The sequence below is a fragment of the uncultured Kordia sp. genome (assembly GCF_947489565.1).
GTDB lineage: Bacteria > Bacteroidota > Bacteroidia > Flavobacteriales > Flavobacteriaceae > Kordia.
Map to the genome: position 1 here is coordinate 206,860 of NZ_CANLEA010000010.1, position 26,106 is coordinate 232,965.

Below are 26,106 nucleotides of genomic sequence, written 5' to 3' on the forward strand. Positions count from 1 at the left end.
TTTGTTAGTTATTGCATGCGTAGTATGTTTAGTGCTTATTATCGTTTTCTTTTGCCCATTCGTTCATTGTTTTGATATAGTCGATACCAAGACCATAAGCGCCACCGTAACGTTTTGAAATTTTCACAACTTCCATGTATTTATCGCTGCGTGCCCAATCTCTGTGAATTTCTAATAAATATTGTAGTGAAGTGATTGGTTTTACACCAGCTTGAATCATTCTAGCAATTGCCATATCATGTGCTTCTTGTGACGTTCCTCCAGATGCATCTGTTACTACATATACATCGTATCCATCTTCTAATGCTGATAATGCTGCTGAAAGCGTACATACTTCTGTCCAAAGTCCTGCAATTACAAGTTTCTTTTTACCAGTTTTCTTTACAGCGGCAACTACGCGTTTATCTTCCCAAGAATTCATTGTAGTACGATCTATGTATTCTTTTTCATTAGGAAAATATTCTCTAATTTCTGGAAAAACAGGACCGCTAAAAGATCGCTCAGCTACTGTAGTAATAATTGTTGGAACGTTATATAAAGTTGCTGAAGCGGCTAATAAACCTGTATTGTTTCTTAATTCTTCTATAGGTTGTGATTCTACTGCAAAAGCCATTTGACTTTCATGATCAATCATTAATAAGGTATGATTGGTTGGATTTAATAACTCTTTAGAAGCGTTTGCTGGATCATTGTTTGGGTTTGGATTGTACATATCCCATTGAGCAAATGCTAAAGTACTTACTAATAATGCTACGATTGTTACTTTGATTGTTTTCATTTTTTTATTTTTTTGTCTTTGACTGTTATACTTAATTTTGTTTATATTTAACTGTTTATGAATTCATTGGAATTTCCATTAGTAGGATTTCAGCATCTGTATCAGCTATAATATCTACGGTTGCTGTATTCCATATACCAAAACCATCTCTTTTGTTTAATGGTTGATTATTGATGGTTGCATCACCATTTAGAACAAATGCATACACACCATTTCTTTCAGGATTTTGAAGCGAATAGCTCAATGATTTCCCTTTACCTAAATTGGTCATATTGAACCAAGCATCTTGATGAATCCATACGCCTGGATCTTCAGGATTTGGAGATAATACTTGCTGAAATTGATTTTTACGATCTTTCACATTCAAAGTAATTTGATCGTAACGCGGTGTTACATTTTTCTTTTTTGGAAAAACCCATATTTGAAGAAATTTCACCTTTTTGTCTTTGTTCTTATTGTATTCAGAATGTGTAATTCCAGTCCCAGCACTTAATACTTGAATGTCCCCAGATTTAATAACAGTGGTATTCCCCATGCTGTCTTTATGTTCCAAATCTCCTTCCATGGGAATAGAAATGATTTCCATATTTTGATGTGCATGCGTTCCAAAGCCCATCCCTGGAGCCACAATATCATCGTTTAATACACGTAAAACACCAAAGTGCATTCTTTCTGGGTTGTGATAATTTGCAAAACTAAAGCTGTGTTTTGATTGTAACCATCCGTGGTTAGCATCTCCTCTTGTGTCTGCTTTATGAAGTACTGTATTCATTGTTTTATGTTCTTTATTAGGTAAATGATTGTAACCAACGTTTTCTGTATTTGATGAAGCATCTTCTTCATGGTTTTTATTTTTGGCGAAAGCACTCAATCCTAAGATGGAAAGTGAACTTCCTGCGATTGCTTTTTTTAAAAATTCTTTACGTTTCATTGTAGTTTCGTTTGGCATATAGTAGGCTAATCTTGTGCCACTCATTTAAATTTCTGAAAATCAAGAAATTACCACTTGTGTGCCAGAAATTTAATTTCTCATTAATTAGAAATTTCTATTATATGAGAATATTTTAACTATTTTTGTAATATAATTTCAAGAGATATGAATCTGGACAAACAAGAAGCATTCGTAAAAAACTGGTTGGTTGAAGTACTGCCTTATGAAATAATGTGGATGAATGAAGAAGGGAATATTGTATATGCAAATACACAGTTTTGTAATCGATTAGGCTATGGAAAGGCTCAAATAACAAAGCTTTCTATACTTGATATCAATTCAACCGCTACTCCAGAAAGTTGGAAAAATCATTGGGAAATTGTAAAAAAAGAAAAGGTTTATAATTTTAAGGCTACTCACAAAAATAAAAGTGGGAAGTTCTATGAAGTAGAAATTTTTGCTCAATTTTTCTCAAATAATGGAAAAAATTTGATTTGCGCAGTTGTAAATGATATATCGCAATCTAGTTTCTACAAAAACTTAATGGAAAATACCGAAACAATTGCCAATGTTGGTGGATGGAAACTAAATTTACAAGATGCTTCACTTATTGTAACAACAGAAACACTTAAAATATTTAAAACAGAAGATAAAGATGATTTGCTGCCAGCTACTATCATTCATCATTTTAAGGATGCTGAAAAGGTAAAAAGTTTATTGCGTGGCGTCATACGAAATGCAGCAGCTTTTGATGAAATTTTAGAGACAAAGTCAGATCCGCCTCAATATATCAGAGCTGTTCTTAAACCAATTTTGAAAGGCGACAAGATTTATAAAATCATAGGCGTTTATCAAGATGTTACGGAACAACAGATGAAAGAGAATGTGCTTCAATTATTCAAAGCCGTCATTGATAATGCAGAAGATTTGATATATCTATATAACAGAGATGGCGATTTACTACATTATAGTAATTCTGTCATTAAACAATTAGGTTTTTCAAAAAAGCAGTTAGATCAATTTACTATTTTTGACTTAGACGCTAGCGTAAAACCTGATTGGTGGCGTGATCATTTTGATGAAATTGTTTCTAAAGGCTCCATCCGTTTTGAATGGCTGATAACTCGTAAAGATGGAACAAAATTCCCAGCAGATATTACAGCCAACCATCTTCAATTTAATGGAAAAGATTACAACTGTGCTGTAATACGTGATGTTACAGAACGAAAAATCCGCGACTTAAACTTATATGAAGCATTAGAAGAAATAAAATCTTTAAAAGAACGTCTTGAAAGTGAAAACGAATATTTACAAGAAGAAATCAGCATTAAAGTAAATGCGGATAATATTATTTATAAAAGTGAAGCGTATGCCAAAATTTTACAACAGGTAAACCAAGTAGCTCCAACAGATACAACAGTACTCATCAATGGCGAATCAGGAACAGGAAAAGAACTATTAGCAAGAGCATTACATACCCACAGTTTACGAAAAGAGAGACCGCTTATCAAAATTAATTGTGCAACCTTGCCAAAAGAATTGATTGAAAGTGAATTGTTTGGACATAAAAAAGGAGCCTTTACAGGTGCTATAGATAATAAAGTTGGAAAATTCTCATTGGCAGATGGCGGCACAATATTTTTGGACGAAATAGGAGAAATGCCCATTGATTTACAATCAAAATTGTTGCGTGTATTGCAAGAAGGTGAATTTGATGAATTAGGAGGCACAAAAACGATCAAAGTAGATGTTAGAGTCATCGCTGCCACTAATAGAAATCTCGAAGAAATGATTAAAGAAGGTACATTTAGAGAAGACCTTTATTATAGATTGAATGTATTTCCAATACATAACATCCCACTTCGTGCACGAAAAGAAGATATTCCGCTTTTGGCGCAATTCTTTTTAGAAAAATATTCAGCAAAAGCTGGTAAAGCTTTTAGACGTTTGTCTAAAAAAACGATAGAAGTATTAATGAATTATAATTTCCCCGGTAATATAAGGGAGTTGGAAAATTTAATAGAACGCGCAGTAATTATTGAAAACGGCACAACGCTTAACCCAGGAAGTTGGATGCCAAAAACAGAAAACTTAAGTACGGCGGAGGATTTCAAATCATTTGAAACAATGCAACGTGACTATATTATTAAGATTTTAAATTATACCAATTGGCGAGTAAGTGGAAAAAAAGGTGCTGCCTTAATATTAAATATGAAAGACAAAACACTCTTCGCTAAAATGAAACGACTTGGGATTGAGAAAGAAATTGTGCTTAAGAAATAAGTTTTTTAAATAAATATATTCAGTTTTTATCGAAATGAACAAAATTGAAAGTCCAAATTATTATCATATTTAATACATTTTATATATATGTGATTACATATAATCTTCCTAACTTCAGATAGACTTTTCTTGGTTTTAAATTCACTTTGGAAATAATTTCTTCGATTGGCTAGTAGTCTCTTTTTAGACTTTGTTAATATATGTATATGGGAGAGTTACTATTTTCATTTAACCTCTTTTAAACTCATATGATAATCTACACTAAACAAAAGTAAAAAATCTGATTGTTCCCAAGAAGGATACAATTCTTTCATTATATGAATTGCTTCATCTTTTGATTCTGATTTATTTATTGTTGATTCGAAGTCAGAAATATACTTCAAAACAACATCAAATAATTTCGCATCTGAGCTACTCCCATGACCAGGATATATGATAGTTTCAGTATTATTATATTTTTCTTTAAAATTTTTAAGTTCAGATTTCCAATTTGCAATATGGACTGAATCGACACCTTGTCCAAGCCATAAATGTACTCCATTATAGCAAAAGTCTGAAGTAAAAAGAGCATTTAAGTCTTTAGAGTAAACAGTTGTCAAGTGTTCGGCTTCGGTAGGTTTATAGCTACTCTTTAATTCTAAAGTTCCTCCTCCTTTTAATGTAAAGGTATTTGAATTCAATATGTTTATCTGATTTTCGTAATCAAAACCTGATGGATTTTCATTAGACTGTGGTTTTAAATTCGGCTCACCGTCTAACCAACCAACACTTTCCATCCATTTGCTAAAACCAATTATATCTTTTTTGATTTCTATAGTTGGAACTATTATTTCGGCATCAGGAAACTCTTTTTTTAAAATATCCATTCCTATGTAATGGTCGGGATGACCGTGAGTAATTAAGATATTGGTAAGCGGTAATTTTTTTGTCTTAATAAATTGAGCTAACTTTTTAGCATCCTTTGTACTTCTTAACACATCCATTACCATTAATGATTTGCCATTACTAAAAAGGTAACTGTTTACAGAAGCTTCTTTACCTTTAAATACTTCTACCGATAACTTATAATTTTTAATATCGTTTTCTTTTTTCTTTTTTAAATGACAAGAGAATATTGTTCCTGATAAGATTGTAATTAGAAAATATTTATATAGTTTCATAAAGTAACTTAGTTTTTAATTATAACTTTGTTATGCAAAGTAATTTTTTTTCTATTGATAGAGAAATCATTATTTTATTTCTAGTAACCTACAAGTAACCACAAAATGAGATACACATACAAAAACCCTGAAAATTGCCCTGTAACAAAAATAATGTCGGTAGTTGGCGGAAAATGGAAGTTTATTATCCTTTACATCATTAGGAACTCCCCAAAACGTTTTGGACAAATTAATCAATTTATCCCTAGTATTAGCAATAAGGTTTTGACAGAACAATTGCGAGAACTAGAAGATGATAAAATTATACAGAGAAGAGTTTTGACAGATAGAATTCCTGTCAATGTGGAATACAGTTTAAGTGCAAAAGGAAAACAATTAGTGCCTCTTATAGAATTAATGGGCCAATTGGGAGAGAATATTTCTTAAATTAATAATTATATTTTTCAACATTCGTTCAATTAAGATACCTTCGTATTTCATTAAGTCATTGTATTTGAGAAATATAAGATTAATTGACTTTACACATACCTTTTTACATAAAGCTCTTCAAGCAATTGAGAATGAAGATTTCAATTTATAGCAGTTCGCAAAAAAATACAACAGCAAAGACTGTTATTGAATATTTTAAAATACAACTTGATAAAACACTATGCTAGCATAAGAAAATATATCGTTTTAGAAATTCTATAAAAAATCAAAATCTAACTAACATTACCCATTCTTCTGGTTATTTTGATCAATCACATTTTATAAGAGATTATACAAAACTTACTGGAGAAAACTCTAAAAAAATCTTTAACCAGATATTTAGATGAGATAAAGATGCTATAGTTTGGTTTATTAGTTACGTTAACTTTTTTACAATTTTATCTTCTATACTCTTTTTTAAATTTACTATATTATTAATCATAAATTATAACTCAGTGATAGGTGAAAATATTTTAATGCCACAATACTATCATTTTTCTTTATTAAGAAGAGTGATCATAATTCTTCTATTAAGTTTCTCTATTAATGCTAAAGGTCAGCGTAACCATAATCAATTAAATGAAGTACAAGATTCTTTAATAAAAAAAGCAATTGAAATTAGACCTAGTAACCCTATAAAGGCAATGGAATTAGCACAAAATGCTTTGATAATAGCCGAATCGCTTCAAAATGAATCTTCAATAGCTTATAACAAGCACGTACTTGGTGTTTTTTACATGTACATTGATCAACAGGAAACTGCAATGAAATACTTTATAGAAGCTCTTGAGTTTTATGAACAAGAACAAGATATAAGTGGCATTGCTAGGTTACATAATAGCATAGGTCTTTTGTATTCCTCGATAGATGCGTATGAAAGTTCCATAGCTCCCTATAAAATAGCTTTAAGGTTATATAAGCAGATGGAAGATGCTCAATCAATTGCTGCTGTATATAATAATCTTGGAGAGTGCTATCTAAAAATCGACTCTCTGTCCTTAAGTTTGAAAAGCCTCTATAAGGCTCTAGAAATTAATGAATCTTTATTAGATGATTATCAAATCGCAATCAATGAGTCTAATATTGCACTTGTCTTTTTAGCCCAAAGACAATTAGATAAATCCTTACAACTTTTAAAAAAAAACAAAGCTCTTTTTATTGCACTAGACAAGAAAATTGAGATTATAGAATGTCAAATTAATATCGGAAATATCTATCTTTTAATGGGTAAATATCAAAACGCCATAACTTCTTTAGATACTGCAGAACAATTTGCTTTGGATATAGATTTAAAAAGTTCGCTTCGGGATATATATTTTAAGAAGGCGACAATTTATAACAAATTAGAACTTCCTGAAAAAGCGCTGGAAAATCAAAACCTAGGAATTTCCATAGAAAGAAAACTACCAAGTACTCAAAATTTGGTAAATATTCAAAACATTCGGAATCTATATAACACTAAGAAAAGTCAGTTAAATTTTGAGAAAAAAAGTAAAGTTACCACTGTAATTTTGGTCATTGCAGTTATCTTTCTAGCACTAGTTATTACATTAATTACCAGAAGATATTACCGATTAAAAAAAGAGAGATTTTTATCTAAAGTTAAAATTGAAAATCTAAAAGTCATTATTGCAGAGAAAAACAAAAAACTTACTACCAATAACTTGAAACTCATTGAAAAAAATGAGCAATTATTAAACATACGGAAGAAGCTAATAAAATTAGGAGAATATGAAACGCTTAATAATAAAGAAATCAAGAATATTACAAACTTAATTAGTAGAAATCTTAGGTCTAATAAAAACTGGGAAGAGTTTAAAATAATATTTGAACAAACCCATAACGAGTTCTTTATAAGGTTAAGTACTATGAACAAAAAACTAAGCCCTTCTGAAATGAAACTTGCCGCATTAATTAAACTCGGTTTTGCTACAAAAGAAATTTGTGATATTTTGAATATAAATGTTAACAGTGCTAAAACTGCCAGATGGAAACTACGAAAAAAACTCGGTTTAAATAAGAGTCAAAATTTACAAACTTTTCTTATTAAGATGTAAAATGCCGTCTCGAAAATTCACATATCAAGACGGCATTTAAGGAAATTTCTATTACTTATAGAATTAACTTTTTGACAAAATTCTCGTTGCCAGATCTAATTTTTAGTATATATACTCCTTCATTATACTTAGATAAATCTATTTTTAGTGTGTTATAACCTCCTTTAAAATCAATTCTTTTAGATTTCATGATACACTTACCAGTCATGTCATATACCTCAAAATTAGTATTGTCTTTAGCATCTTCGATCAAGACATTAAAAACACCTGATTTAGATGGATTTGGGAATATCGTAAGACCCGAAATTGAACTTTTACTACCTGTAGGATAAAATGACCTACCATAAATATTTTCATTACAGGATTCTACTTGACCAAAACCAGTTAATAAAAGTCGGGTAATTCCTAGTGGACTTGCTGGTTGATTATACCTTATATTAGCAGAAGTAATAAGGCTAATAAAACTATTATTATACTGTTGTGGCAAACTAACCAAAAAATATGATTCTCCAGGAGGAACAACCGTTACTAACTGATCAACAAACGTACTTCCGTCCTGTAGCTTAACAGAAGTAGTAGTTCCTATAGTGACTTCTATTCCAAAACCGTTTGGGTTATTAATCATATACCTCCTTTCAGATAATGGATTTTCAGAGCAAACCTCGACAACTATTAAGTTTTCAACTCCTACCTGTTCAATGATGCCTTCAATAGCTGAATCTGCTTGTAGAAATCCGTTACCTGATGCAAAATCAAAACCTATACTAAATAACGGATCATTTATATCAGATTGATATCCATTTAAATAAGGGTTATCCATATCTTGAGTTGTTGCAATCATTGCATTCCTCATTTGCTCGGCATTAAAAGTGTAATTAGATGCTTGAAACAAAAGAGCTGCTATACCAGCAGCATTTGGTGCTGATGCTGATGTGCCAAAGAAGAATTTATTAGGCAGTTGCGTGGATCTACCTAGAACAGTATTAGTAACACCAGCGGGGGCTATAATATCTGGTTTGTTGTTTATCTTAGGTATAATATTTCCTAAATTATCCGTTGCAAAAGGATTCCCTTCTTTATCGAAATAAAGTCCAATACCACCGATAGATGTGTTAGTAATATTTTCATCACCTGTAGCAAAATCAAAAATTGCACTTGGCGCACCTGTATAACTTAGAATTGGAATATTTGGTACAGCTATAGGGTCTACAATTGTTCCATCTCCTAAAATAGTACCAGCAATATTGTTATTCCAATAATTAGCGCCATCAAAAGTATTAAACCAAGCGGTAGCACCAACAGTAATGGTTGAAGCTGCGTTTGATTGGTTTCTAATTGTAGGTGTATTTCTAAAAAGATCTTCAACTATTAAAGAATCTATTGTTGCTGTTGATTCAACTATATTATATGTAAGTAATACCCTTTCTGGAAAATCAAATGATTCAAATGTAGATAATAAACCAACAAATACTGTAGAGTTATTTGGAAAATTAAAATTTATTCGTCCATTAGTTTTTGAATCTCCTTCAACATCAGGTTGAATAAAATTAAGTATGTTGAAATTTTCATCGAAAAATATAAAATTTATATCGTAATTACTACTCGGACAATTTTCACATCTAGAGCCCGATGGAGAACTCCATTCAGCAATTATATCAAGTGTTGTTGTTCCTGTTGACACATCTATTGGCAAGACAACCGAACCATCATTAAATTGATGAAAGATAAAGGTACCCTGTTGAATATCTACAGCAACTGGGTTATATGATGATTCATGAAATTTATATACATTTTCGCTAGATCCATCTGCATAATTCCCAGCAGATGAAAAATATATTGAGCCATTCGATGTCACTTCATCTACCGCTTCACTTATAACATCTTCCTGATATACGGAACCACTGCCACCAATTACATATAGGTCATCAACAATTATATCACAACCAGCATTCGCTAGTTCTCTAATGGCATTAGCAAAAGCCAACTGCGAGTCCCCCAATCCAGTATGGAAGTATAACTCGGCGTCTGGTGCAAGGTCATGAATCAGCTCTGCCATACCTCTTCCTTCGTCAGTGTTAAATAAAATCGGTCCAGGGACATCTTCTCTTAATATGGTTATAGGTTGCTCAAAACCATTAGGGTTGCCTGGACCTGGTAAGTCTCCATCTAATATACTTTGTTCCATATTGCCAGTTAGATTAAATGAATTTGATATAATACCTACCTTTACATTTTTTCCACTTACTTTAAAATTTTCTCTAATAATATTAGATCTCACTGCGGCAGCTGCTTGATTATTTGCTAGCCCATAACCTGTGAAATCATTAAAATCACTTTCTATCAACACTTCAGTAAGTTGATCATTTTTCTTGGTGGAGCTTTTAAGCATGCTACTGTTTGTAGCTATAGGTGAAATAGGTATTACTCCAGCTATTTTTGGCATTTTGCCAAGTTCCTCAATTTTGTCTACTGGTAACCAACCCAATATTACTTTGGCATTTTTTGTTTCCAAGACAAAACCAATAGACTTCAATTCAGAAAGTATATCCTTAGTTTCAATAATATCCTTTACATAAACCTCAACTAATAATTGGTTATTTTTATGAACATATCTATTCATATTTTCCTGGTCACCCAAACCAAGAGATTGTAATTTGTTAATGATCCTGTCTTTCTCATTGATTTTTAAATCACTAAGCTTTCCTATTGCTTTTTGATTCCCCTTAGTTTTAAGAAATTCTGATATATCCGTGGTTTTTAATCTCTTATTTTCTTGAGCCTCTGCAACACCTAGACAAAAGCAAATACCAATAAAAATCAATAATAGTAATCTCTTCATAATGTTATATTTTTTATATTATTTAATCATCGTCAAAGTTGCGAATTACTATAGGTATATTGTAGAATTGCCATTCAGAATAAAGTCATAGATAGGTCAGTAAAAAGTCAGTAATCTTAGAGTTTGATGCTGATTTATACATTTACCCATATTTTAACTATTACTTGTTAACCATGGATAGTTGTATGTTTAGCATATTTGAAGACTTACCCTATTACTCAACACTTTTGTATATCATTATATTAAGTAAGAAAAAAATAGTCATTGGATTCTTTGATGCACTATTAGATCTATTAGTAACGAAAGATTCAAACTATGAATTTTATGCATGAAAGTTTTAATCATAAACAATAACTAGTTCCAAAGTTCAGCACTTAAATTTCTTTACTAATAAAAACTTTAAAACTTATGAAAGTACTATCTAAAAGGCAAATGGAAAACATTAATGGTGGAATGGTTGATGAAACAGCTCCTAGCGAGGCAAGTATGAGCGTAGACTCAGTAGTAGGTATGGCAAATGAATTATATTCTATAGTAGCACAATTAGCAATACAATTTGAGATTGATTCAGCAATTGTGAAAGCTGCAAAAGATAAAGCCACTCAAATTCAAAGTTAATTTAAATAACCGTTTTAGATAAATTAAACAACAAAACCAAAAAGTTAAATAGACTCTTGGGTTTTATTTTTTGGTTTATTTGTAAGTATACTAATTGCCAAGCAGCAGTTTATTTAGTTTTTTCAATAAGGTGATTTTTTTACAATTTTTTATTTGTAAAAATTACTTTTTTTGATAGTCATTTTTTTAAAAACGAATATTAACCATAATAAATATGAAATAATGAAAAATAATGTAAAATTAATTGCAGTTAGTTTATTAGCTATGTTTTTAACAGTAGTGTCATGTAGTGAAAATGAAACCTCGATTGAAGAAATACAAAACTTTAAACATTTACCAGAAGATGTATTGAATAAAGTTTTAGAGCTACAACTAGACCCAAGTGATTTTCAGTACAGAGAAGTTGAATATCCAGATGGAACATTACATGAAAATGTAATTATAGATGATATTATTATAGAAAGGCGAGATTTCTTAAACCGAGTACCTTCTGAAGGAGTTATAGTAAAAAGATACAGGACTGAATTTATTGTTGATACAGATATTTATCCAACAATAGATATTTTTGCTTTTACTGGAGGAGGAGGTTTTGGTCTTTCAGAAACAGCTCAACAAGGATTAATAGATGCCGTAGAGAACTGGAATGCAATACAAAATACTACCATTGAGCTAAATATTGTGTTTGATTCCAACATAGCAAACTATGATACTGATGAATTTGAAACTCTGGTTTTTGTTGACCCAAATGCTGGTGATGGCTATTTCGGTGAAGCTTTATTCCCATCTGAAGATGGAGCTCCAGGTGCGGCATTGAGAATCAGTACAGAGGCTAACACTACACTAGGTTTGCCAAATGCTATAGAGCATCTTTTTACACATGAGTTAGGTCACGCTATTGGTTTACGTCACTCAGATTGGGATACTAGACGTAGTTGTGTAGAGTTAGGAATACAAGAAGAAGAATCTTCTGAGTCTGCTGTTATTGATATCTTTTCTACTCCTATTATTGAAGAATTATTAGATGAGTCTGAAGCTAATTCAATAATGAATGCTTGCTTTGGTCTTAATACTACAGATGGTGAATTAACGAGACTTGATGCCGCATCTCTATTTAATTTATATCTAGATCCATTCTATAATGATGGTACTGGGGATGGTAATCTTCTTGGGCTATTAGATTAAATAGTAACAAATTTTAAAAAAAAGTAGAGGTCGTCTAAAAAGTAATTTTTAGGCGATTTTCTTTTTTGTGTATTTTTCATCTTTGGATAGAAGTTGCTTTTTGAGTTATTTAACGTGAGTTCGGTTTAAGTATTATGCTATTCTTTGTAGTTGGTCAATATTGATATTTGGTTTTGTTGGGTAAAAAGAATATGCGATGAGTCCAGCTATTAAATTACAGATAAAATTATCAAAGCTACGATGTCTAGTATGCTCAATTTGACATACATTTTTCAAAATATCATTGACAGACTCTATTACAGCTCTTTTTCTAAGCATTAGTTTATCATAAATATGCATCAGCGTATTTTTCATATTCTTTCTAATTTTGGTGACTAAATGGATTCCGTCTACAAAAAGTTGCTCAAATAAATCTTTGCCAATGTACCCTCTGTCAGCAAATACTTTTCCAAATACTCGTTTGTGAAAACTCTTGTCCTTTAGCGGTTGTCTGTCGTCAACATTTCCTTGAGTAATAAGAAAATCAATAATTTCACCTCGCTCATTAATGATAATATGCAACTTGAAGCCGAAGAACCATCCCATGGTAGCTTTCCCTTTTTTGGCTGTATGGGCAAACACTTTATTTTGTTTCTCTCTCTTGTAATGGCACACTTTTATAGTGGTAGAATCTAAAAATGATATTCCAGAACATTGACCTAAACATCGCATTTGAAGAAATAAAACCATGTATTGGTATCAAAAACAATTCTTTTCAAGACAGTAACGTTTAAAATTAAAAAAGATAATATATGATATTATTCTTACAATATATCTAAAAAAGCAAATACCTTTTTACTAGTAAGGCAAAACCATAATTCCATAATTTGAATGAAAATTCGCTACTCAATATTATATTTGAATGTATAATATTACTACTTTAGCAATAACTTTACAGTATTTGCAAGATGTAAATTTCTGACTACTGCCGTTTTCATATACATTTGATTTAATGTTAATTATTAAATCAAACAACCATGAAAAAATTAGTATGTATTAGTGCATTAGTATTCGGATTATCATTTTTTAATAGCTGTACACCCAATAGTGTAGAAGAACAGGAATATGGCGAATTTCAAGCAACAGACAAAGGCGACGTTACAGCGCCAGGAGTCGAAGAAGACGAAGATTCAAACGACTAAATTTATTTTATATGTAGCTGCAATAATTTCTGTTATTGCAGTTTTCTCTCATGTATTTTTTCCGACTACGGATTATGAAGTTGCCAATGCAAGATCGGCACATAAGAAAGTAAAAAAAGAACGTGATAATAAGTTTACAGAACTAAGGGACAATTATGAAAATTATTCAAAGGGACAAATTTCTAATCAAGATTTTGAAGAACTAAATAAGGCTTTACTAGAAACTTATTTTAATCTCTATGATGAATCGAATTTGAAATACAAAGAACTTAACTCAGCTAAACAAGACGCCAAAGTTTTCTATTTTAAGAATATGAACGTTTTTCTGTATCAAACTAGCGTTTTTGTTGTACTATTTATTTTGTCAATCTTATTCTTCATATCTCTACAATTGATAGAATATAAGTCATTAAAAAGAGCATATCAATTCTGTTCATTCGCTTTTATGGCAATTGCTTTTTATTATTTAGTATGGATTTTTTATCCAAAATCTGATTTACCTTATTTCGCATATATTTTTACGATGCTTGGGATTGCTATCATACTAACAATCGCAGCTAGATATTTTTTGAAATGGCTATTAGAAAAGAAATCGGTTATATTTATTCATAAAGAAAATTTTAAACGGTTATGGTACTTTATTATCAACATAACTCCCAACTTTATAACTGACAAACAAAAGAAAGAACAATATGTTGATGGATACACAAAAGAGATAGAGGAATTTAAAATACCCTACCATGAAGAATCGTAATATTAAAAAAGTAAAACAACTACATCAACTTGGGTACATAAGAAAAGATTCTTCTGAAAGGGCGATTGAAGAAATTGAAAAGAAAGTAGAAGAATTGCGTAAAGAGGTTGAACGGCAAAAAAAGGAAAATGATCATTATTTAAGCCATCTGCCTAAAGGAATTGATTTAGCCTTTTAAATCAGAGTTTTCTTCCTCATCTGATTGTGGTTTGATCAATCCAAATTCTATTAAACGCTGTCTTATTTTTTGTTCTGCGAGGTTTTCAACAAACAACTTTAAATATTCTGATTTATTATAATAGGCTTCCTTATGCTTTACAAAGTGATCTACTAATTCTATAAGTTCAAATCGTACACCTAATTTTTCAAGATAAATATCTTTCGCATCATCAGATTCTAAAACCATTTCTCCTGTTCCATCAGTCAACCATTCCCTTGATACATTAAACTCTGTACATAAAATATCAGTAAGTACTTTTCGAGACTTCTCTCGTGGGTTATCAATAATACCATTTTTGATCTTATCAGCCGAAACTTGAGAAAGTAAACCATTGCTTATTTGTTGGATTTTATATCCACTAATATCCAGTTCTTTCATGGCTATACGTATTCGACTAATATTCATATATTATTTATTTTGTATAAAAATTATATATTTTAAATAATTTTATTATATTTGTTATGCTCTTTAACCAAAGATATTAAAATTAAGCGCATAGATATATGTTAGAACTGTTTTACTTACATTCTTGACGAATCTATGAATGAGTTAATACAAAACATAGTATTACTCTTAATTTAGAGGAAGATTCCCCTTACTTAAAGCGCAATTTTTTAGTTTATTTGTAGTTATAAGTTATAGAATGATTCCCTTATTTCCATAAGTTGTATTGCTGAATTTTAATGGGCGACGCTGAAAACCCTTAAAGAACAGAGTAAGCGAAGCTAATATTTGTACACTTATGAAATTAAACAAATTTAAAGGTATTGAGAAACTACAGCTTTCTCGAATACATGGAGGAACAAAACTTCACAAAACAACGATGGGTGATCCCGAAAATCCACAGTATACCGACGTTCATATTGATAGAGATGATGACGATAAATGGAGCGAAGGCGACGAATTTGTTGTGACAAAAGTTTAATAACCAAAACTGTTAATTAAAAGAAATTATGAAAGCAAAAAGTATTCAAAAGTTAAAGACATTGAAAGTAGAAGTTCCATCTATATATGGTGGCTGGGATGGAATTCATGCAACAGGCGGAGGAGTTATTCAAAATATGGCTTACGAAAGTGATTTATTTGTAGATGATAATGGCGATGGAAAATGGAGTTCTGGCGAGTCCATGCGCTTTTATCATACAACACCTGTGATAAAAGAAGGATAACTATTGTAAAGTATCAAAATGACCTATTTGTACTTTTGAATGTATGAATAGGTCTTAATTATCAAAACTATGAAAAATAGCATATTTCTATTATTACTTATACCGTTTCTACTTTTTAGTCAAGAAAAAAAGAAACAAATACTGGATTCTTCTTTAATTGAAGAAATCGAATTGATGTCTGAAAAGGATCAATTATACAGAGGTAGTATTTTGTTTGACCAACAACACTTACTAAGTGAAGAAGAAAGAAAAAATTTATGGAAGTTTCAATTTGCGAAAGATGAAGTCAATACTAAAAGGCTTATTGAAATTGTTAAAAAGCACGGATATATTGACCAAAACAATTCTAATCTTGAATATGTATCTATACTTCCATTCTTTTTACACGCTCCAAAGAAATATTGGGCAGAAATTAAAATCTTGATAGATAAAGAAAAAAAGAAAGGAAACATTGACGAAGCTACTTACGATAAGATTATTTCACACATGAAATTTAGCATTCCAGAAGATTTAAAACTTAATTACGTAGGACGAAAAAAAAATGATTCTATTAATAAGCAGTAAATATGATGTTTCCACTAATAATGTGGTACGTTGGCTAAACTATTATGGAATTAACTATGTGAGATTAAATACCGAAGATTTTAATCCATTAAATCACTTTTCACTAAGCAATAAATCATCAAAGCTTACAATTAATGATATAGATATAAGCACTATTACAGCAGTTTGGCACAGACGCGGTAGATTAAGACACGTACCCAATTCTTTAAATAACTTAGGAAAAGTTACAGACTATTTGAAAAAAGAAGAAGATAGTTTAGTGAAGTCAATCGAAACCTATTTGAGAAGTACTAAAAAATACATTGGTTCTTACACAAGTGAAGTAGAAAATTACAAGCTGGAGCATCTAATGATGGCAAAAGAATGTGGATTGAATATTCCAAATTCTATCATAACAACAAGTAAAAAAGATTTGATTGGTTTTTACAATTCACACAGTCAAATCATATCAAAAGATTTGAGATATCCTATTAATATTAAAACAAGTGACGTGAGTATTAATTCTATAGGAACATTCAAGGTTACAGACGAATTAATTCAAGGGTTAGATGAACAATTTGCACCGATTTATGCACAAGAATACATAGAAAAGGAATTTGAAATTAGAGTATTTTATTTTGAGCGTAGATTTTTCTCAATGGGTATATTTTCTCAGCATGATGAGCAAACACAGGTTGATTACAGAAATTACAATACTCAAATACCTAATAGATGTGTTCCAATCAACTTGCCTTTAGATATTGAAAAGCAACTATTAAGTTTTACAGATAAAATCAAATTAAATACAGGTTCAATCGACTTTATTTATTCTACTGATGAACGATACATCTTTTTGGAAGTCAACCCAATGGGGCAATTTGATTGGCTATCAAAAAACTGTAATTATCATATAGAAAGAGAAATTGCAAAGGAATTTATGGAAGTATGAAGCTATTAAGAATAGAACAGTTGCCTTTAACTTTTCATAAAGCAACGATCACTAAAAAAACAGAAATCAAAAAACTGAACAAAGAGAATTTTATATCAATCAAAAGCATTGTATCTGACAAAATTCTAACAGAAAAAATTCATAAACCAATTTCAAAAATCTTCCAATTAGATGAAGTCTAACATTCCATTTAAACTATTTGTAAATTGTGTTCTTGTAAAAGGAGCAAATAGAAGTACTATTTGTGATTTGCAAAGAAATGATGTCAGAGTGATACCAAACGATTTGCATGATCTATTGGCTGAAAACGAAGGTAAAACAATTGATGAAATAAAAAAACAGTATGGAAATGAGTTTGATGAAATCATTGATGAATACTTTCAGTTCCTCTATTACAATGAGTTCATTTTTTTCTCAAAACAAGTTGATATTTTCCCAAAATTATCAATGGAATGGGCAGATAGCACCATCATAAATAATTGCATCCTAGATATTGATGAAAATTCTAATTACAATATTTTAAACGTATTGCAACAACTTAATGACTTGCAATGCAGATACTTAGAAATTAGGAATTTCAAAAGTGCTAAAATTGAAGTTATTAGCAATGTTCTTAAATTCCTTAAAGAATCCGAATCATCCATACAATCGGTAGAAATACTACTCCCATATTTCAATGGCATTGAATTGTGGATAGCATCCACACAAGAAAAGTACGTACGATTACATTTTGTGCGTGTATTTAAAAGTCCTTTTAATAAAAACATAGCACCTAAAGGAGATCATAAATTACACGTCATGTTTACCAAGCAAGACTATCAAAATGAATTGTGTTGCGGTAAAATAAATCAAAGCTTTTTTTCAGCAAATATGTTGGCTTTTACTGAAAGTGTAAACTTTAATTCCTGTCTGAATAAAAAACTATCCATTGATAGAAATGGAAATATAAAAAATTGTCCATCCATGCAATATGGATTTGGTTCTGTTGCGTCTACAAAGCTAAAAAGTGTTGTAACAAAGAATGACTTTACAAAAGTTTGGAATATTTCAAAAGACAAGATTTCAATATGTAAAGATTGTGAATTTAGGCATATATGTACGGATTGCAGAGCATATTTGGAAAATCCCAACGATCATTTATCTAAACCTTTGAAATGCGGATATAACCCATATACTAGCGAATGGTCAGATTGGAGCAAAAATCCTTTAAAAAAAGAAGCAATCTCATTTTACAATTTACAGGCGGTTACTGAAAAGCCTTAAACAGAGTAAGGAAAATCAAATTTTATTACCAATGAAAAAATTAAACTCAAAGAAAATCAAACTATCAGAAGCCCATAATATTATTGGTTTCGGTTGTTCTACTTCATGGCGAACTTCTACAGATTCGGGAAAAGACACCTATTTCGATGATAACGATAATGGTCGATTAGATAATGGAGATACCATATTTTTTGATAATGGAAAGGTTGGAAAAATGGGTGAACCAATGATTATGTAAAATGCAAAGAGGGGATTTTGACAAATTCCCTTTAAAATCTTAACCATGAAAAAACTACTACTACTTTTTATCTTATTTATTGCCTGTAATTCAGTAAAAAAAATGACAGATACTGAACTATGTACTGAATTATCTAACCTATATTTTCAAGATCAATATTATAGAGGATTGCAAGAAATGGAAGACCCGTTTTTTTCAGTATTAGATTCTTTAATGACTGCTAATAATTTAAGTCGTTCCGAGTACGCCAATCTTCCCGAAAAAGAACAGCTTGCTTTTGGTAAAATAGCAAGAAAAATAGCTGATAAGAAACCATCATTATCAAAACGCGAACAAGATTCTTTAATGAATTTACAAAAAGAGATTGATTTTAAAACTACCAAATCACTATTGCAAATAGTTGAAAAATATGGTTTTCCCGATATTGAAAAATTACAATGTGACAGTTATTCAGCACCTTTTCTAATTTTTGGTCATGCTCCAAAAAAATATTGGAAAGAAATAGAAGTCCTAATAGAGAGAGAAAAAAAAGCTGGGCGGATTACACAAGGAGATTATAACTATATCAAATGGCACATAGGCGGAAGAAAAGACGAGGAAATAAAGCAAATTCAAATACAAGTAAATTAACAAAACAAACACGTCAAGAACAGTATCATTTTTTCACTATTAAGCTACTACTAGAAAGCACGTTCCCTTTTTAAAGTGCTTTGTTCAAGACGTGTTTATATGCAGAATTTTAGTCTATTCTGCTGTTTAGGGCAAGGCGATGTAAGGTTAGCCTAAACTTCTCGCCTTGCTACTCTAAACAAATTTATAAATTATAAGTTAATGAATAATCAAAGATTAAAATATTTCGGTTGGTTTATAGCAGGATTTTGTACTGCTGTCATAGTTGGAATTATTTTCTTTTCTGTTGCATTCTATTACTACTACAATTAACGCAGAATAATTACCTAGAAAACCTAAATTATCGTAAAACTAGAATTATTCTTCAAAAGCTTCAATTATTACAGTTGAAGCTTTTTTTGATCATCCTAGAATTTCTAGCACCTACAATAAATTGAACTTCTCTTGAGTTTATCAATACTTTTGTAGCTTTAAAGTATTACTTTAAGTGAATTTAAAAATCATTGCCTTTTTATCATTTGAATTTTTCAAAGAAGATCAAAAAAAATGAACTTATTTTTAAAATAAAATCAGACTATTTTTAAAAATTATCAGAATGAATTAAAAACATCAAAAAATTTCATTTGCGATTGTTTTTTTAAATTTTTTAATGAAAAAAATAAATTAATCTAAAATCTAATTTTTGAAATTGATTTTTTAGAACCGCAAATATCTGAAAATAAATGATTTAAAAAATAGAAAATCAAACCGCTTTTAGTTTTAGCGAAAAAAATCAAAGTGGTTTTACTTTTGAATAATTGAATTAAAAAATGCTTTTTTTTTGAAAAAATTTGAAAAAAATTAAAGTTGAAGACATATTTTGAAAAAAATTAAATCCAATAATTGAATTTTTTCGTTCTTTGAAATCAATTACTAGAAAAATAAAATTTATTTTTTTCTGTTAAAACTGCTTTGTAAAATTGATCTAACAATTCAGGATTTCCAAGTCGTTTAATTCTTTTTTCACACTCTTTAAATAATAACAATCGTGGTTTTTGTCTAAAAGTTTCTTTTTGTTCGTTATGAACAAAACGACGAATCTGCGCATTGGTAATTAGTTTTAATCGTGTTTTCTGTTTGCTACGGATATGATTTTCATACCAAACTTTAGTTCCCGTAAAACCATGTTTGTTTTCTGGATCAAAATATCTATGTGGTAATTGCACAAACCGATTTTTGGAATCTTTGGAAAGATATTTTTGTACCAACTCAATACGTTTTACATACACATTGTGAGCTTTGTCTAAACGTTCTTTTTGCACAGGCTCATACCACAAATACAATAATTCCTTAGCTCTTTTTACCACATGCTCGGTCAAGCAAACTTCTGTGTATAATTTCTTTTGAGCAAGTTCCCATAAGGCATCGACATACGGATTAAGAAAGGGCATCCCTGAAGCTCCAAGCCTTGAATCTATGTCTTTTGCTTGTGTTTTTACTTCAGGGATTACCACTTCCTTCTCTGCATCTTGATTGCACTGAAAATTTCGCGCGCCTGGTGTGCCTTTTGAGCGTAGCTCATTTATTTTTATGCCATCTTCCTTCTCTGTGTATCTTGCCAATTCGTTGCCAGTTAAAAATTCAACTTTGGATGACCTCGAATTCAAGCTGCGATCAATGTTCATTTTGTTATCAACTGCTATTAGTATATTATTTATGTAACTATTGTTACTAGTGTCTGATTCTGGGCAACTTGTCCGTATATTATTTTTAAAAAACTGATTATCAGTCGCTTTAATTTTTTGCTGTTCGTTTGATTTTTTGCTGTTTTTTACAGCTTTTACACCACTTATCAACAGGATATTGGGATTGAATCGAAGCTTGTAATTAGCCTTTCTGCCTTTAAAAACTTTCTCAGTAATTATCTTGGCATCTAAAAGGCGTTTAATGTGCCTTCTAATAGTTCTAGGACTCACGTGTGCAATTTTGGCTAACTGAACACTATTTGTCTCTAACGGAGGAATATTGGAACTATCAAAAGAAGCTTTTCTACTTTCTTTTAAAAGGAAAGCACCATAAATACGAATAATCTCTCTAGCTGTTGCTATCACAGGCTGACGCAACCGATCTGAAAGACGATCGGTTACGTCATTATGTTGTTTGGCAAAGCAATCAAGTGCTTTAAAAGCGCTTGAAAAGTGAATGATACTCATTATTTATTAAATGTATTAGCTAGTAAATCATCCATAGCAGAAGCTACTGTGATTAACTTTTTCTTTCTTCTTTTGGTTTTTTTAGCAGGAACTTTTTGTAAATCAAGCATACCGTAAAGCCGCAATTTTTCATCTGTGCTTAATGCTTGAATTACGTTATATACAGTTTCTGCTTTCAATTACTTTTATGTTATGTCTTCTTCTACTGAGAATTCATCAAAACAATGCTTAAAAACACAACCAATAAGCCTCTAGTGAACGATGGGCATTCTATTAAAATTTGAGCAAAAGAAGTCTTGGTCGCTTCCGTGAGCAACTTTGTCAGTGTGTTATAAATTTGAATCTGCTACTCAAGTGTAGCGCAATTTGATGCAGTAGCAATTAGAACTGGTAACTTCTTATAGTATCAAAGAATTTTAATGTTTTTTGACAATCTAGTAGATTGCTTGGATAATGCAATTATGTGTTTTAACGAATTTTTATTTTAAAGGGTTTATAAATTATTTTCTTAAAATATGAGACAGTTGTATTTCTATTTTTTACTGTCAACAGGGTTACTATTTCTTTTCATTTGACTTGAAGTAAATCTAACTAATTTTTCGTTTAAAAACTATAGAAAAATCAAATCAAAAAGAATGTAACTAATTTATTTTATGAAAGTTATGATATTTTTTGTGTAAATTTTGGTAACTTTTTTGCAAAGTTTTTATAAAAGTTTATCAAGATTTTGGTAATAGTTTGTGTAAAGTTTGGTGTCGTTTTTACCCTTTTTTGGTGCAATTTTCATCGCGATTAATTTAAGAGTTAACTTTTTACTTTAAGTAAACTATTTAACTATCACAAAAACAAAAGATTACCTTTTTTAACTTAAAAATTCAATATCATTTGAAGAAAGTATCTTAGTGTTTCTCCTAAAAAATTGCAGTTCAAAACGAATAAAATCCAAATACAAAAAATGATTGACTCAAATTTTTTTTCAAAAAAATTACAAAACGGCATAAAAATCAACAAGAAAATAATCTTTTTCTTATGTTTTCAGAAGTGAAATAATACGGTAAAAAATAGCAAAACGCGAGTTCGGGGGAAATCATCTTGGAAAATTGAACAGTTTTGTAAAAATGATTATGTACAATTTGGACTAAGTAATAGAAAGAATTTTGAGTATGTAAAACATGTGTTTTATTTACTGATCACTTAGCGGATAGTTGGATTTAATAATTTAAAAAATTACTCATCGGCTTAGCAATAAGTTGTTTTATTAAGCTTATTGCTAAGATGAGTTGATATGAAAATAAAAAAAGAGTGCTATGCTTTTAAAAACAATGATAACCATCATATTATTTGATTAAGCACTCTTTTGTTACTATCTCTTAAAAATCTATTGTGTATTTACTTGAATAATCTTTTGCCAACGAAGCGCCAATACCTCTTAAATATTTACGAAGCTGCGATTTAGTTTTGTGTCTTGTAAAACTCATCAGTTCAGTAAGCACTTGTTCATCTGCTTTTCCTTCTGAAGCTAAAGATTTATAAAGATTAGATGCCGCTGTATGTTTGAAAGAGTATAAGGTTTGATCTTCATCGAGATTCAAAGCTTCTTTCATATCAGCATATCTACGATAAAAATAATATGTTTTTGCTTTTTCAGTGGTACTCCATTCTCCACATTGTTCCTTATTGGTAAAGACAAAATCATTAGGCTCATATTTATGAAGTTCCATTTGCTCAATGACGCTGGCTAGATTACCGATAATTGGAACTACTTCTTGTGCTTCTGTTTTGGTTTGAACATACAATCTTCTATTTTTAAGATCAATATCTTTTACTCTAAGTCTACACACTTCTACATTTCTTAAAAAAGCGTAGGCGATGAATTGCGTAAACTTTCTCAAATACGGATCATTCTTATCCATATACTCACGCATCTGTTTAACTTGCTGATCGGTGTAAGCTTTGTGCGTTTTAGGTCGTTCTTTAAGTTTCTGAATAGCTTTCACAGGATTGTATTCCAAAATGTCATCACTTACCAATTGGTTAAATAAAAGCGACAAAGAAGTTCTGTAACTGTTTCTTGTTTTAGCGCTTACAGGTTCGTCCGTTAATTCTCTTTGCTTATTATATTTCTTCAAAGAATTTAGAAAAACCGCAATTTCGCGACGTTTCAAGGCTTTAATGTCAATCTTTTCTAAATCATTTTCCTTTAACCATTTTCTAAATCTTTTGTAATGTCCATTGATAGTGATTTTAGCGCGGTCAGACCAATAGGATTCTTTTTGCTCAACAGCAAATTCCAATGCTTCAATAGTTGTATAGTTAATCGCTTTGAACGCTGGATTGTTTTCTTTATATAATTGTTTTTCCTCTTTTTCTATTTTTGCATCAGTCACTTTAAAGTTTTCATAAGGGCTATATCCTTTAGAAAGTAATTTCTTCAAAGCTTGTTTATACGCCATGAGTATCTCATAACGTTCTGCTTTAGTTTTAAAGCGATTAGCACCTTTGTAGATTGGTGGCTGTCTTTTTAACTTGTTAGTTTTGGGATCACGATAGGAATAATAAACGTACCAACGTTTGTTTAAATCTCCTCCTGCATCATAAATTTTCGGTTCTGAATAATCTTTCTTTCCTTTCAAACTGTATTCGATAACGTATTCGTTTTGTAAAATATCATTAAAATTATACATAAAATTTGTGTTTTCAAAATAAGAAAAACACTCACGAATACTGGGATTGAAGCATTTTTAATGCAAATTATTGAAAAACCTAATAGGTATAGCTATCCGCACTCGCTCTCCCAAATTGATTGGGAGGAGCTCAAACAAATGCTGCTATCACTAACGCGAAAAAACCATCCCGTTTCTAATCTAAAAAATGTACTTTTGTAAGATGGAATTCATCAAAACAACAGAGCAAGATTCTAAGTACAATCATTTAGAAAAAATGAGTGTTTCGGAACTATTAACCAACATAAACAATGAAGATAAAACGGTTCCGTTAGCGGTTGAAAAAGCAATTCCTGCCATTGAAAAATTAGTTTCTGAAATCGTAATGAGAATGAAAAATGGTGGTCGTCTGTTCTATATTGGAGCAGGCACAAGCGGGAGACTTGGAATTGTAGATGCTTCTGAATGTCCACCGACATTTGGAGTTCCACACGAACTTGTTGTTGGACTTATTGCTGGCGGTGACTCTGCTATTAGAAAAGCCGTAGAATTCGCCGAAGATGACACGACACAAGGATGGAAAGATTTACAAGAACACAATATCTCTGAAAATGATACTGTTGTTGGTATTGCTGCATCTGGAACAACTCCGTATGTAATTGGAGCTTTAAAAGAATGTAATAAACATGATATTTTAACTGGCTGTATTACTTGTAATCATAACAGTCCATTATCAAATGTTTCACAACAGCCCATAGAAGTAATTGTAGGTTCAGAATTTGTAACAGGAAGCTCTAGAATGAAAGCTGGAACAGCGCAAAAACTAGTGCTAAATATGATTTCTACTGCTGTAATGATTCAACTAGGGAAAGTAAAAGGAAACAAAATGGTCGATATGCAACTCAGTAATCATAAGCTGGTAGAAAGAGGTGTAAAAATGATTATGTCTGAATTGCAAGTTCCATTAGAAGTTGCCAAAGAATTATTAGAAAATCATAAAAACGTACGAAAAGCAATTACGAGCTATGACAAAGAGAACAAATAAAGAAGTATTATCTAAAGGATTAAAATTAATGGCAGGTTCTTTATTCTGTATGTTTGCTGGACCTGTAATTTTACATTCTGCATTTAAAAATCAATCACATCCTTTATATATCCCAGTACTAATTATTGGATTATTAATTGCAGCTGCTGCAATATTCCTGGCATTCAAAGGACTTCGAAAAATAATGGATTCAATGTTTAACTAGCTTTTGTATGCTTTAAAACATGTTTTGGTGTAGTAGGATTATACCCAAAATTTTCATCTTTAATTTCTACATCCAAGCGATCCATAATATAGGCGATAATAGCATAATGATGAATTGTATGACTATTTGCCTGTGCTAGCAAAGCTCCTAAGGTGTACTGCAATGTAATATTTCCATCTCCAAGATTATCTTCTACATCTAACAATACATTCAAATCCAATGAATTCAGATCTTTTATTTTCTTTGCAATAGCTTCAATTTCAGAAATTGCACAATTACAATCATTCTCCACCACTTTATCTCGGTCTCTTAGAGTCAAGTTAACATGTTTACTATCTAGACCTTTAAAAATACATTTATAAAAATCCAATACGTGACGGATATGAGATCCAACACTAGAATAATAAGGCCCTACTTCCTTACAACAGTAAGAGTTATCATTCAATTCAATTAAAAGATTTTTAGACTTATATAATGTATTAAGAAGAGAGTTTATAACAACAGTATTCATAAGCAAAATTTGTGTCTGTTAATATACTAAAAAACTATTAATCATCTTTACTCTATTCATCTTTAGCTTTATTAAATAACAAGATAGGTTCTGGAAAGGTTATTAAACTATAAAAACATTGAGTTTATGATACAAAAAAACCCTTATCAATTAAGATAAGGGTTTTAAAAAAAGGCGGCGACATACTCTCCCACATTTCTGCAGTACCATCTGCGCTAATGGGCTTA

26 protein-coding genes and 1 pseudogene are annotated in these 26,106 nt (G+C 30.7%); 17 read left to right on the top strand and 10 right to left on the bottom strand.

Features of this window, described 5'->3' with window-relative positions; all coding sequences use genetic code 11:
• Positions 1-28 precede the first annotated feature (28 nt).
• Complete coding sequence (locus tag Q0845_RS15335) at positions 29-778, bottom strand: hydrolase (protein WP_298514933.1); 750 nt, start codon at positions 776-778, stop codon at positions 29-31.
• Between the two features lie 55 nt (positions 779-833).
• A complete protein-coding gene (locus Q0845_RS15340; protein WP_298514993.1) occupies positions 834-1,550 on the bottom strand; it encodes a pirin family protein in 717 nt (238 codons plus the stop codon).
• Between the two features lie 324 nt (positions 1,551-1,874).
• On the opposite strand from Q0845_RS15340, the gene Q0845_RS15345 reads away from it, so the two are divergent.
• Positions 1,875-3,992: a sigma 54-interacting transcriptional regulator gene (locus Q0845_RS15345; protein ID WP_298514936.1), complete on the top strand. Its 2,118-nt coding sequence runs from the start codon at positions 1,875-1,877 to the stop codon at positions 3,990-3,992.
• Positions 3,993-4,216: 224 nt separating this feature from the next.
• Here the strand turns inward: Q0845_RS15345 and Q0845_RS15350 are convergent, their stop codons facing one another.
• Positions 4,217-5,152: an MBL fold metallo-hydrolase gene (locus Q0845_RS15350; RefSeq protein WP_298514940.1), complete on the bottom strand. Its 936-nt coding sequence runs from the start codon at positions 5,150-5,152 to the stop codon at positions 4,217-4,219.
• Between the two features lie 105 nt (positions 5,153-5,257).
• Between Q0845_RS15350 and Q0845_RS15355 the strand changes: the two genes are divergently transcribed.
• Both Q0845_RS15355 and Q0845_RS15360 read left to right on the top strand, forming a co-directional pair.
• On the top strand, positions 5,258-5,578 hold the full coding sequence (locus Q0845_RS15355) for a helix-turn-helix domain-containing protein (protein WP_298514941.1): 321 nt from the start codon (positions 5,258-5,260) through the stop codon (positions 5,576-5,578).
• Positions 5,579-6,075: 497 nt separating this feature from the next.
• On the top strand, positions 6,076-7,677 hold the full coding sequence (locus Q0845_RS15360; RefSeq protein WP_298514944.1) for a tetratricopeptide repeat protein: 1,602 nt from the start codon (positions 6,076-6,078) through the stop codon (positions 7,675-7,677).
• Positions 7,678-7,732: 55 nt separating this feature from the next.
• Here the strand turns inward: Q0845_RS15360 and Q0845_RS15365 are convergent, their stop codons facing one another.
• A complete protein-coding gene (locus tag Q0845_RS15365; RefSeq protein WP_298514946.1) occupies positions 7,733-10,516 on the bottom strand; it encodes a S8 family serine peptidase in 2,784 nt (927 codons plus the stop codon).
• A 408-nt stretch (positions 10,517-10,924) separates the two neighbouring features.
• On the opposite strand from Q0845_RS15365, the gene Q0845_RS15370 reads away from it, so the two are divergent.
• Both Q0845_RS15370 and Q0845_RS15375 read left to right on the top strand, forming a co-directional pair.
• Positions 10,925-11,134 (top strand): hypothetical protein, encoded by a 210-nt coding sequence (locus Q0845_RS15370; RefSeq protein WP_298514948.1) that lies wholly within the window; start codon positions 10,925-10,927, stop codon positions 11,132-11,134.
• A gap of 222 nt (positions 11,135-11,356) precedes the next feature.
• Positions 11,357-12,316 (top strand): M57 family metalloprotease, encoded by a 960-nt coding sequence (locus tag Q0845_RS15375; RefSeq protein WP_298514950.1) that lies wholly within the window; start codon positions 11,357-11,359, stop codon positions 12,314-12,316.
• A 132-nt stretch (positions 12,317-12,448) separates the two neighbouring features.
• Here Q0845_RS15375 and Q0845_RS15380 read toward each other — a convergent pair.
• Positions 12,449-13,045, bottom strand: a pseudogene (locus Q0845_RS15380) (IS982 family transposase); the annotation flags it as partial.
• A 287-nt stretch (positions 13,046-13,332) separates the two neighbouring features.
• Here Q0845_RS15380 and Q0845_RS15385 point away from each other — a divergent pair.
• Genes Q0845_RS15385 through Q0845_RS15395 form a run of 3 tightly spaced genes read left to right on the top strand, consistent with a single transcriptional unit; the run spans position 13,333 to position 14,429 of the window.
• Positions 13,333-13,497: a hypothetical protein gene (locus Q0845_RS15385; protein ID WP_298514953.1), complete on the top strand. Its 165-nt coding sequence runs from the start codon at positions 13,333-13,335 to the stop codon at positions 13,495-13,497.
• A complete protein-coding gene (locus Q0845_RS15390; protein WP_298514956.1) occupies positions 13,421-14,251 on the top strand; it encodes a hypothetical protein in 831 nt (276 codons plus the stop codon). Before Q0845_RS15385 ends, Q0845_RS15390 begins: the two co-directional genes overlap by 77 nt.
• Positions 14,238-14,429 (top strand): hypothetical protein, encoded by a 192-nt coding sequence (locus Q0845_RS15395; RefSeq protein ID WP_298514958.1) that lies wholly within the window; start codon positions 14,238-14,240, stop codon positions 14,427-14,429. The genes Q0845_RS15390 and Q0845_RS15395 overlap by 14 nt, the downstream gene beginning before the upstream one ends.
• On the opposite strand, the gene Q0845_RS15400 is transcribed toward Q0845_RS15395, so the two are convergent.
• Positions 14,418-14,849: a hypothetical protein gene (locus tag Q0845_RS15400; RefSeq protein ID WP_298514960.1), complete on the bottom strand. Its 432-nt coding sequence runs from the start codon at positions 14,847-14,849 to the stop codon at positions 14,418-14,420. The genes Q0845_RS15395 and Q0845_RS15400 overlap by 12 nt on opposite strands.
• Before the next feature lie 364 nt (positions 14,850-15,213).
• On the opposite strand from Q0845_RS15400, the gene Q0845_RS15405 reads away from it, so the two are divergent.
• From Q0845_RS15405 to Q0845_RS15435, 7 genes are all read left to right on the top strand, one after another.
• Positions 15,214-15,396: a hypothetical protein gene (locus Q0845_RS15405; protein ID WP_298514962.1), complete on the top strand. Its 183-nt coding sequence runs from the start codon at positions 15,214-15,216 to the stop codon at positions 15,394-15,396.
• A gap of 28 nt (positions 15,397-15,424) precedes the next feature.
• Positions 15,425-15,640: a hypothetical protein gene (locus tag Q0845_RS15410; RefSeq protein ID WP_298514964.1), complete on the top strand. Its 216-nt coding sequence runs from the start codon at positions 15,425-15,427 to the stop codon at positions 15,638-15,640.
• Between the two features lie 69 nt (positions 15,641-15,709).
• Complete coding sequence (locus Q0845_RS15415; protein ID WP_298514967.1) at positions 15,710-16,204, top strand: hypothetical protein; 495 nt, start codon at positions 15,710-15,712, stop codon at positions 16,202-16,204.
• Positions 16,182-17,132, top strand: a complete 951-nt coding sequence (gwsG, locus tag Q0845_RS15420) for a grasp-with-spasm system ATP-grasp peptide maturase (protein ID WP_298514969.1) — start codon at positions 16,182-16,184, stop codon at positions 17,130-17,132. Before Q0845_RS15415 ends, gwsG begins: the two co-directional genes overlap by 23 nt.
• Before the next feature lie 171 nt (positions 17,133-17,303).
• Positions 17,304-18,395: a grasp-with-spasm system SPASM domain peptide maturase gene (gene gwsS / locus Q0845_RS15425; protein ID WP_298514971.1), complete on the top strand. Its 1,092-nt coding sequence runs from the start codon at positions 17,304-17,306 to the stop codon at positions 18,393-18,395.
• A 31-nt stretch (positions 18,396-18,426) separates the two neighbouring features.
• Positions 18,427-18,633 (top strand): hypothetical protein, encoded by a 207-nt coding sequence (locus Q0845_RS15430; protein WP_298514975.1) that lies wholly within the window; start codon positions 18,427-18,429, stop codon positions 18,631-18,633.
• A gap of 45 nt (positions 18,634-18,678) precedes the next feature.
• Positions 18,679-19,263, top strand: coding sequence for a hypothetical protein (locus Q0845_RS15435; RefSeq protein WP_298514978.1), 585 nt, complete (start codon positions 18,679-18,681; stop codon positions 19,261-19,263).
• Between the two features lie 905 nt (positions 19,264-20,168).
• Here the strand turns inward: Q0845_RS15435 and Q0845_RS15440 are convergent.
• From Q0845_RS15440 to Q0845_RS15450, 3 genes are all read right to left on the bottom strand, one after another.
• Positions 20,169-21,455, bottom strand: coding sequence for a hypothetical protein (locus Q0845_RS15440; protein WP_298514980.1), 1,287 nt, complete (start codon positions 21,453-21,455; stop codon positions 20,169-20,171).
• On the bottom strand, positions 21,455-21,634 hold the full coding sequence (locus Q0845_RS15445) for a hypothetical protein (protein WP_298514982.1): 180 nt from the start codon (positions 21,632-21,634) through the stop codon (positions 21,455-21,457). Before Q0845_RS15445 ends, Q0845_RS15440 begins: the two co-directional genes overlap by 1 nt.
• Before the next feature lie 1,191 nt (positions 21,635-22,825).
• Complete coding sequence (locus Q0845_RS15450; protein WP_298514984.1) at positions 22,826-24,139, bottom strand: tyrosine-type recombinase/integrase; 1,314 nt, start codon at positions 24,137-24,139, stop codon at positions 22,826-22,828.
• A gap of 202 nt (positions 24,140-24,341) precedes the next feature.
• Between Q0845_RS15450 and murQ the strand changes: the two genes are divergently transcribed.
• Entirely contained in the window at positions 24,342-25,163 is an 822-nt protein-coding gene (gene murQ, locus Q0845_RS15455) for an N-acetylmuramic acid 6-phosphate etherase (RefSeq protein WP_298514986.1), read from the top strand.
• Entirely contained in the window at positions 25,144-25,368 is a 225-nt protein-coding gene (locus Q0845_RS15460; RefSeq protein ID WP_298514988.1) for a DUF6095 family protein, read from the top strand. Before murQ ends, Q0845_RS15460 begins: the two co-directional genes overlap by 20 nt.
• Here Q0845_RS15460 and Q0845_RS15465 read toward each other — a convergent pair.
• Positions 25,361-25,687: a hypothetical protein gene (locus tag Q0845_RS15465; protein WP_298514990.1), complete on the bottom strand. Its 327-nt coding sequence runs from the start codon at positions 25,685-25,687 to the stop codon at positions 25,361-25,363. The genes Q0845_RS15460 and Q0845_RS15465 overlap by 8 nt on opposite strands.
• Positions 25,688-26,106: the final 419 nt, after the last annotated feature.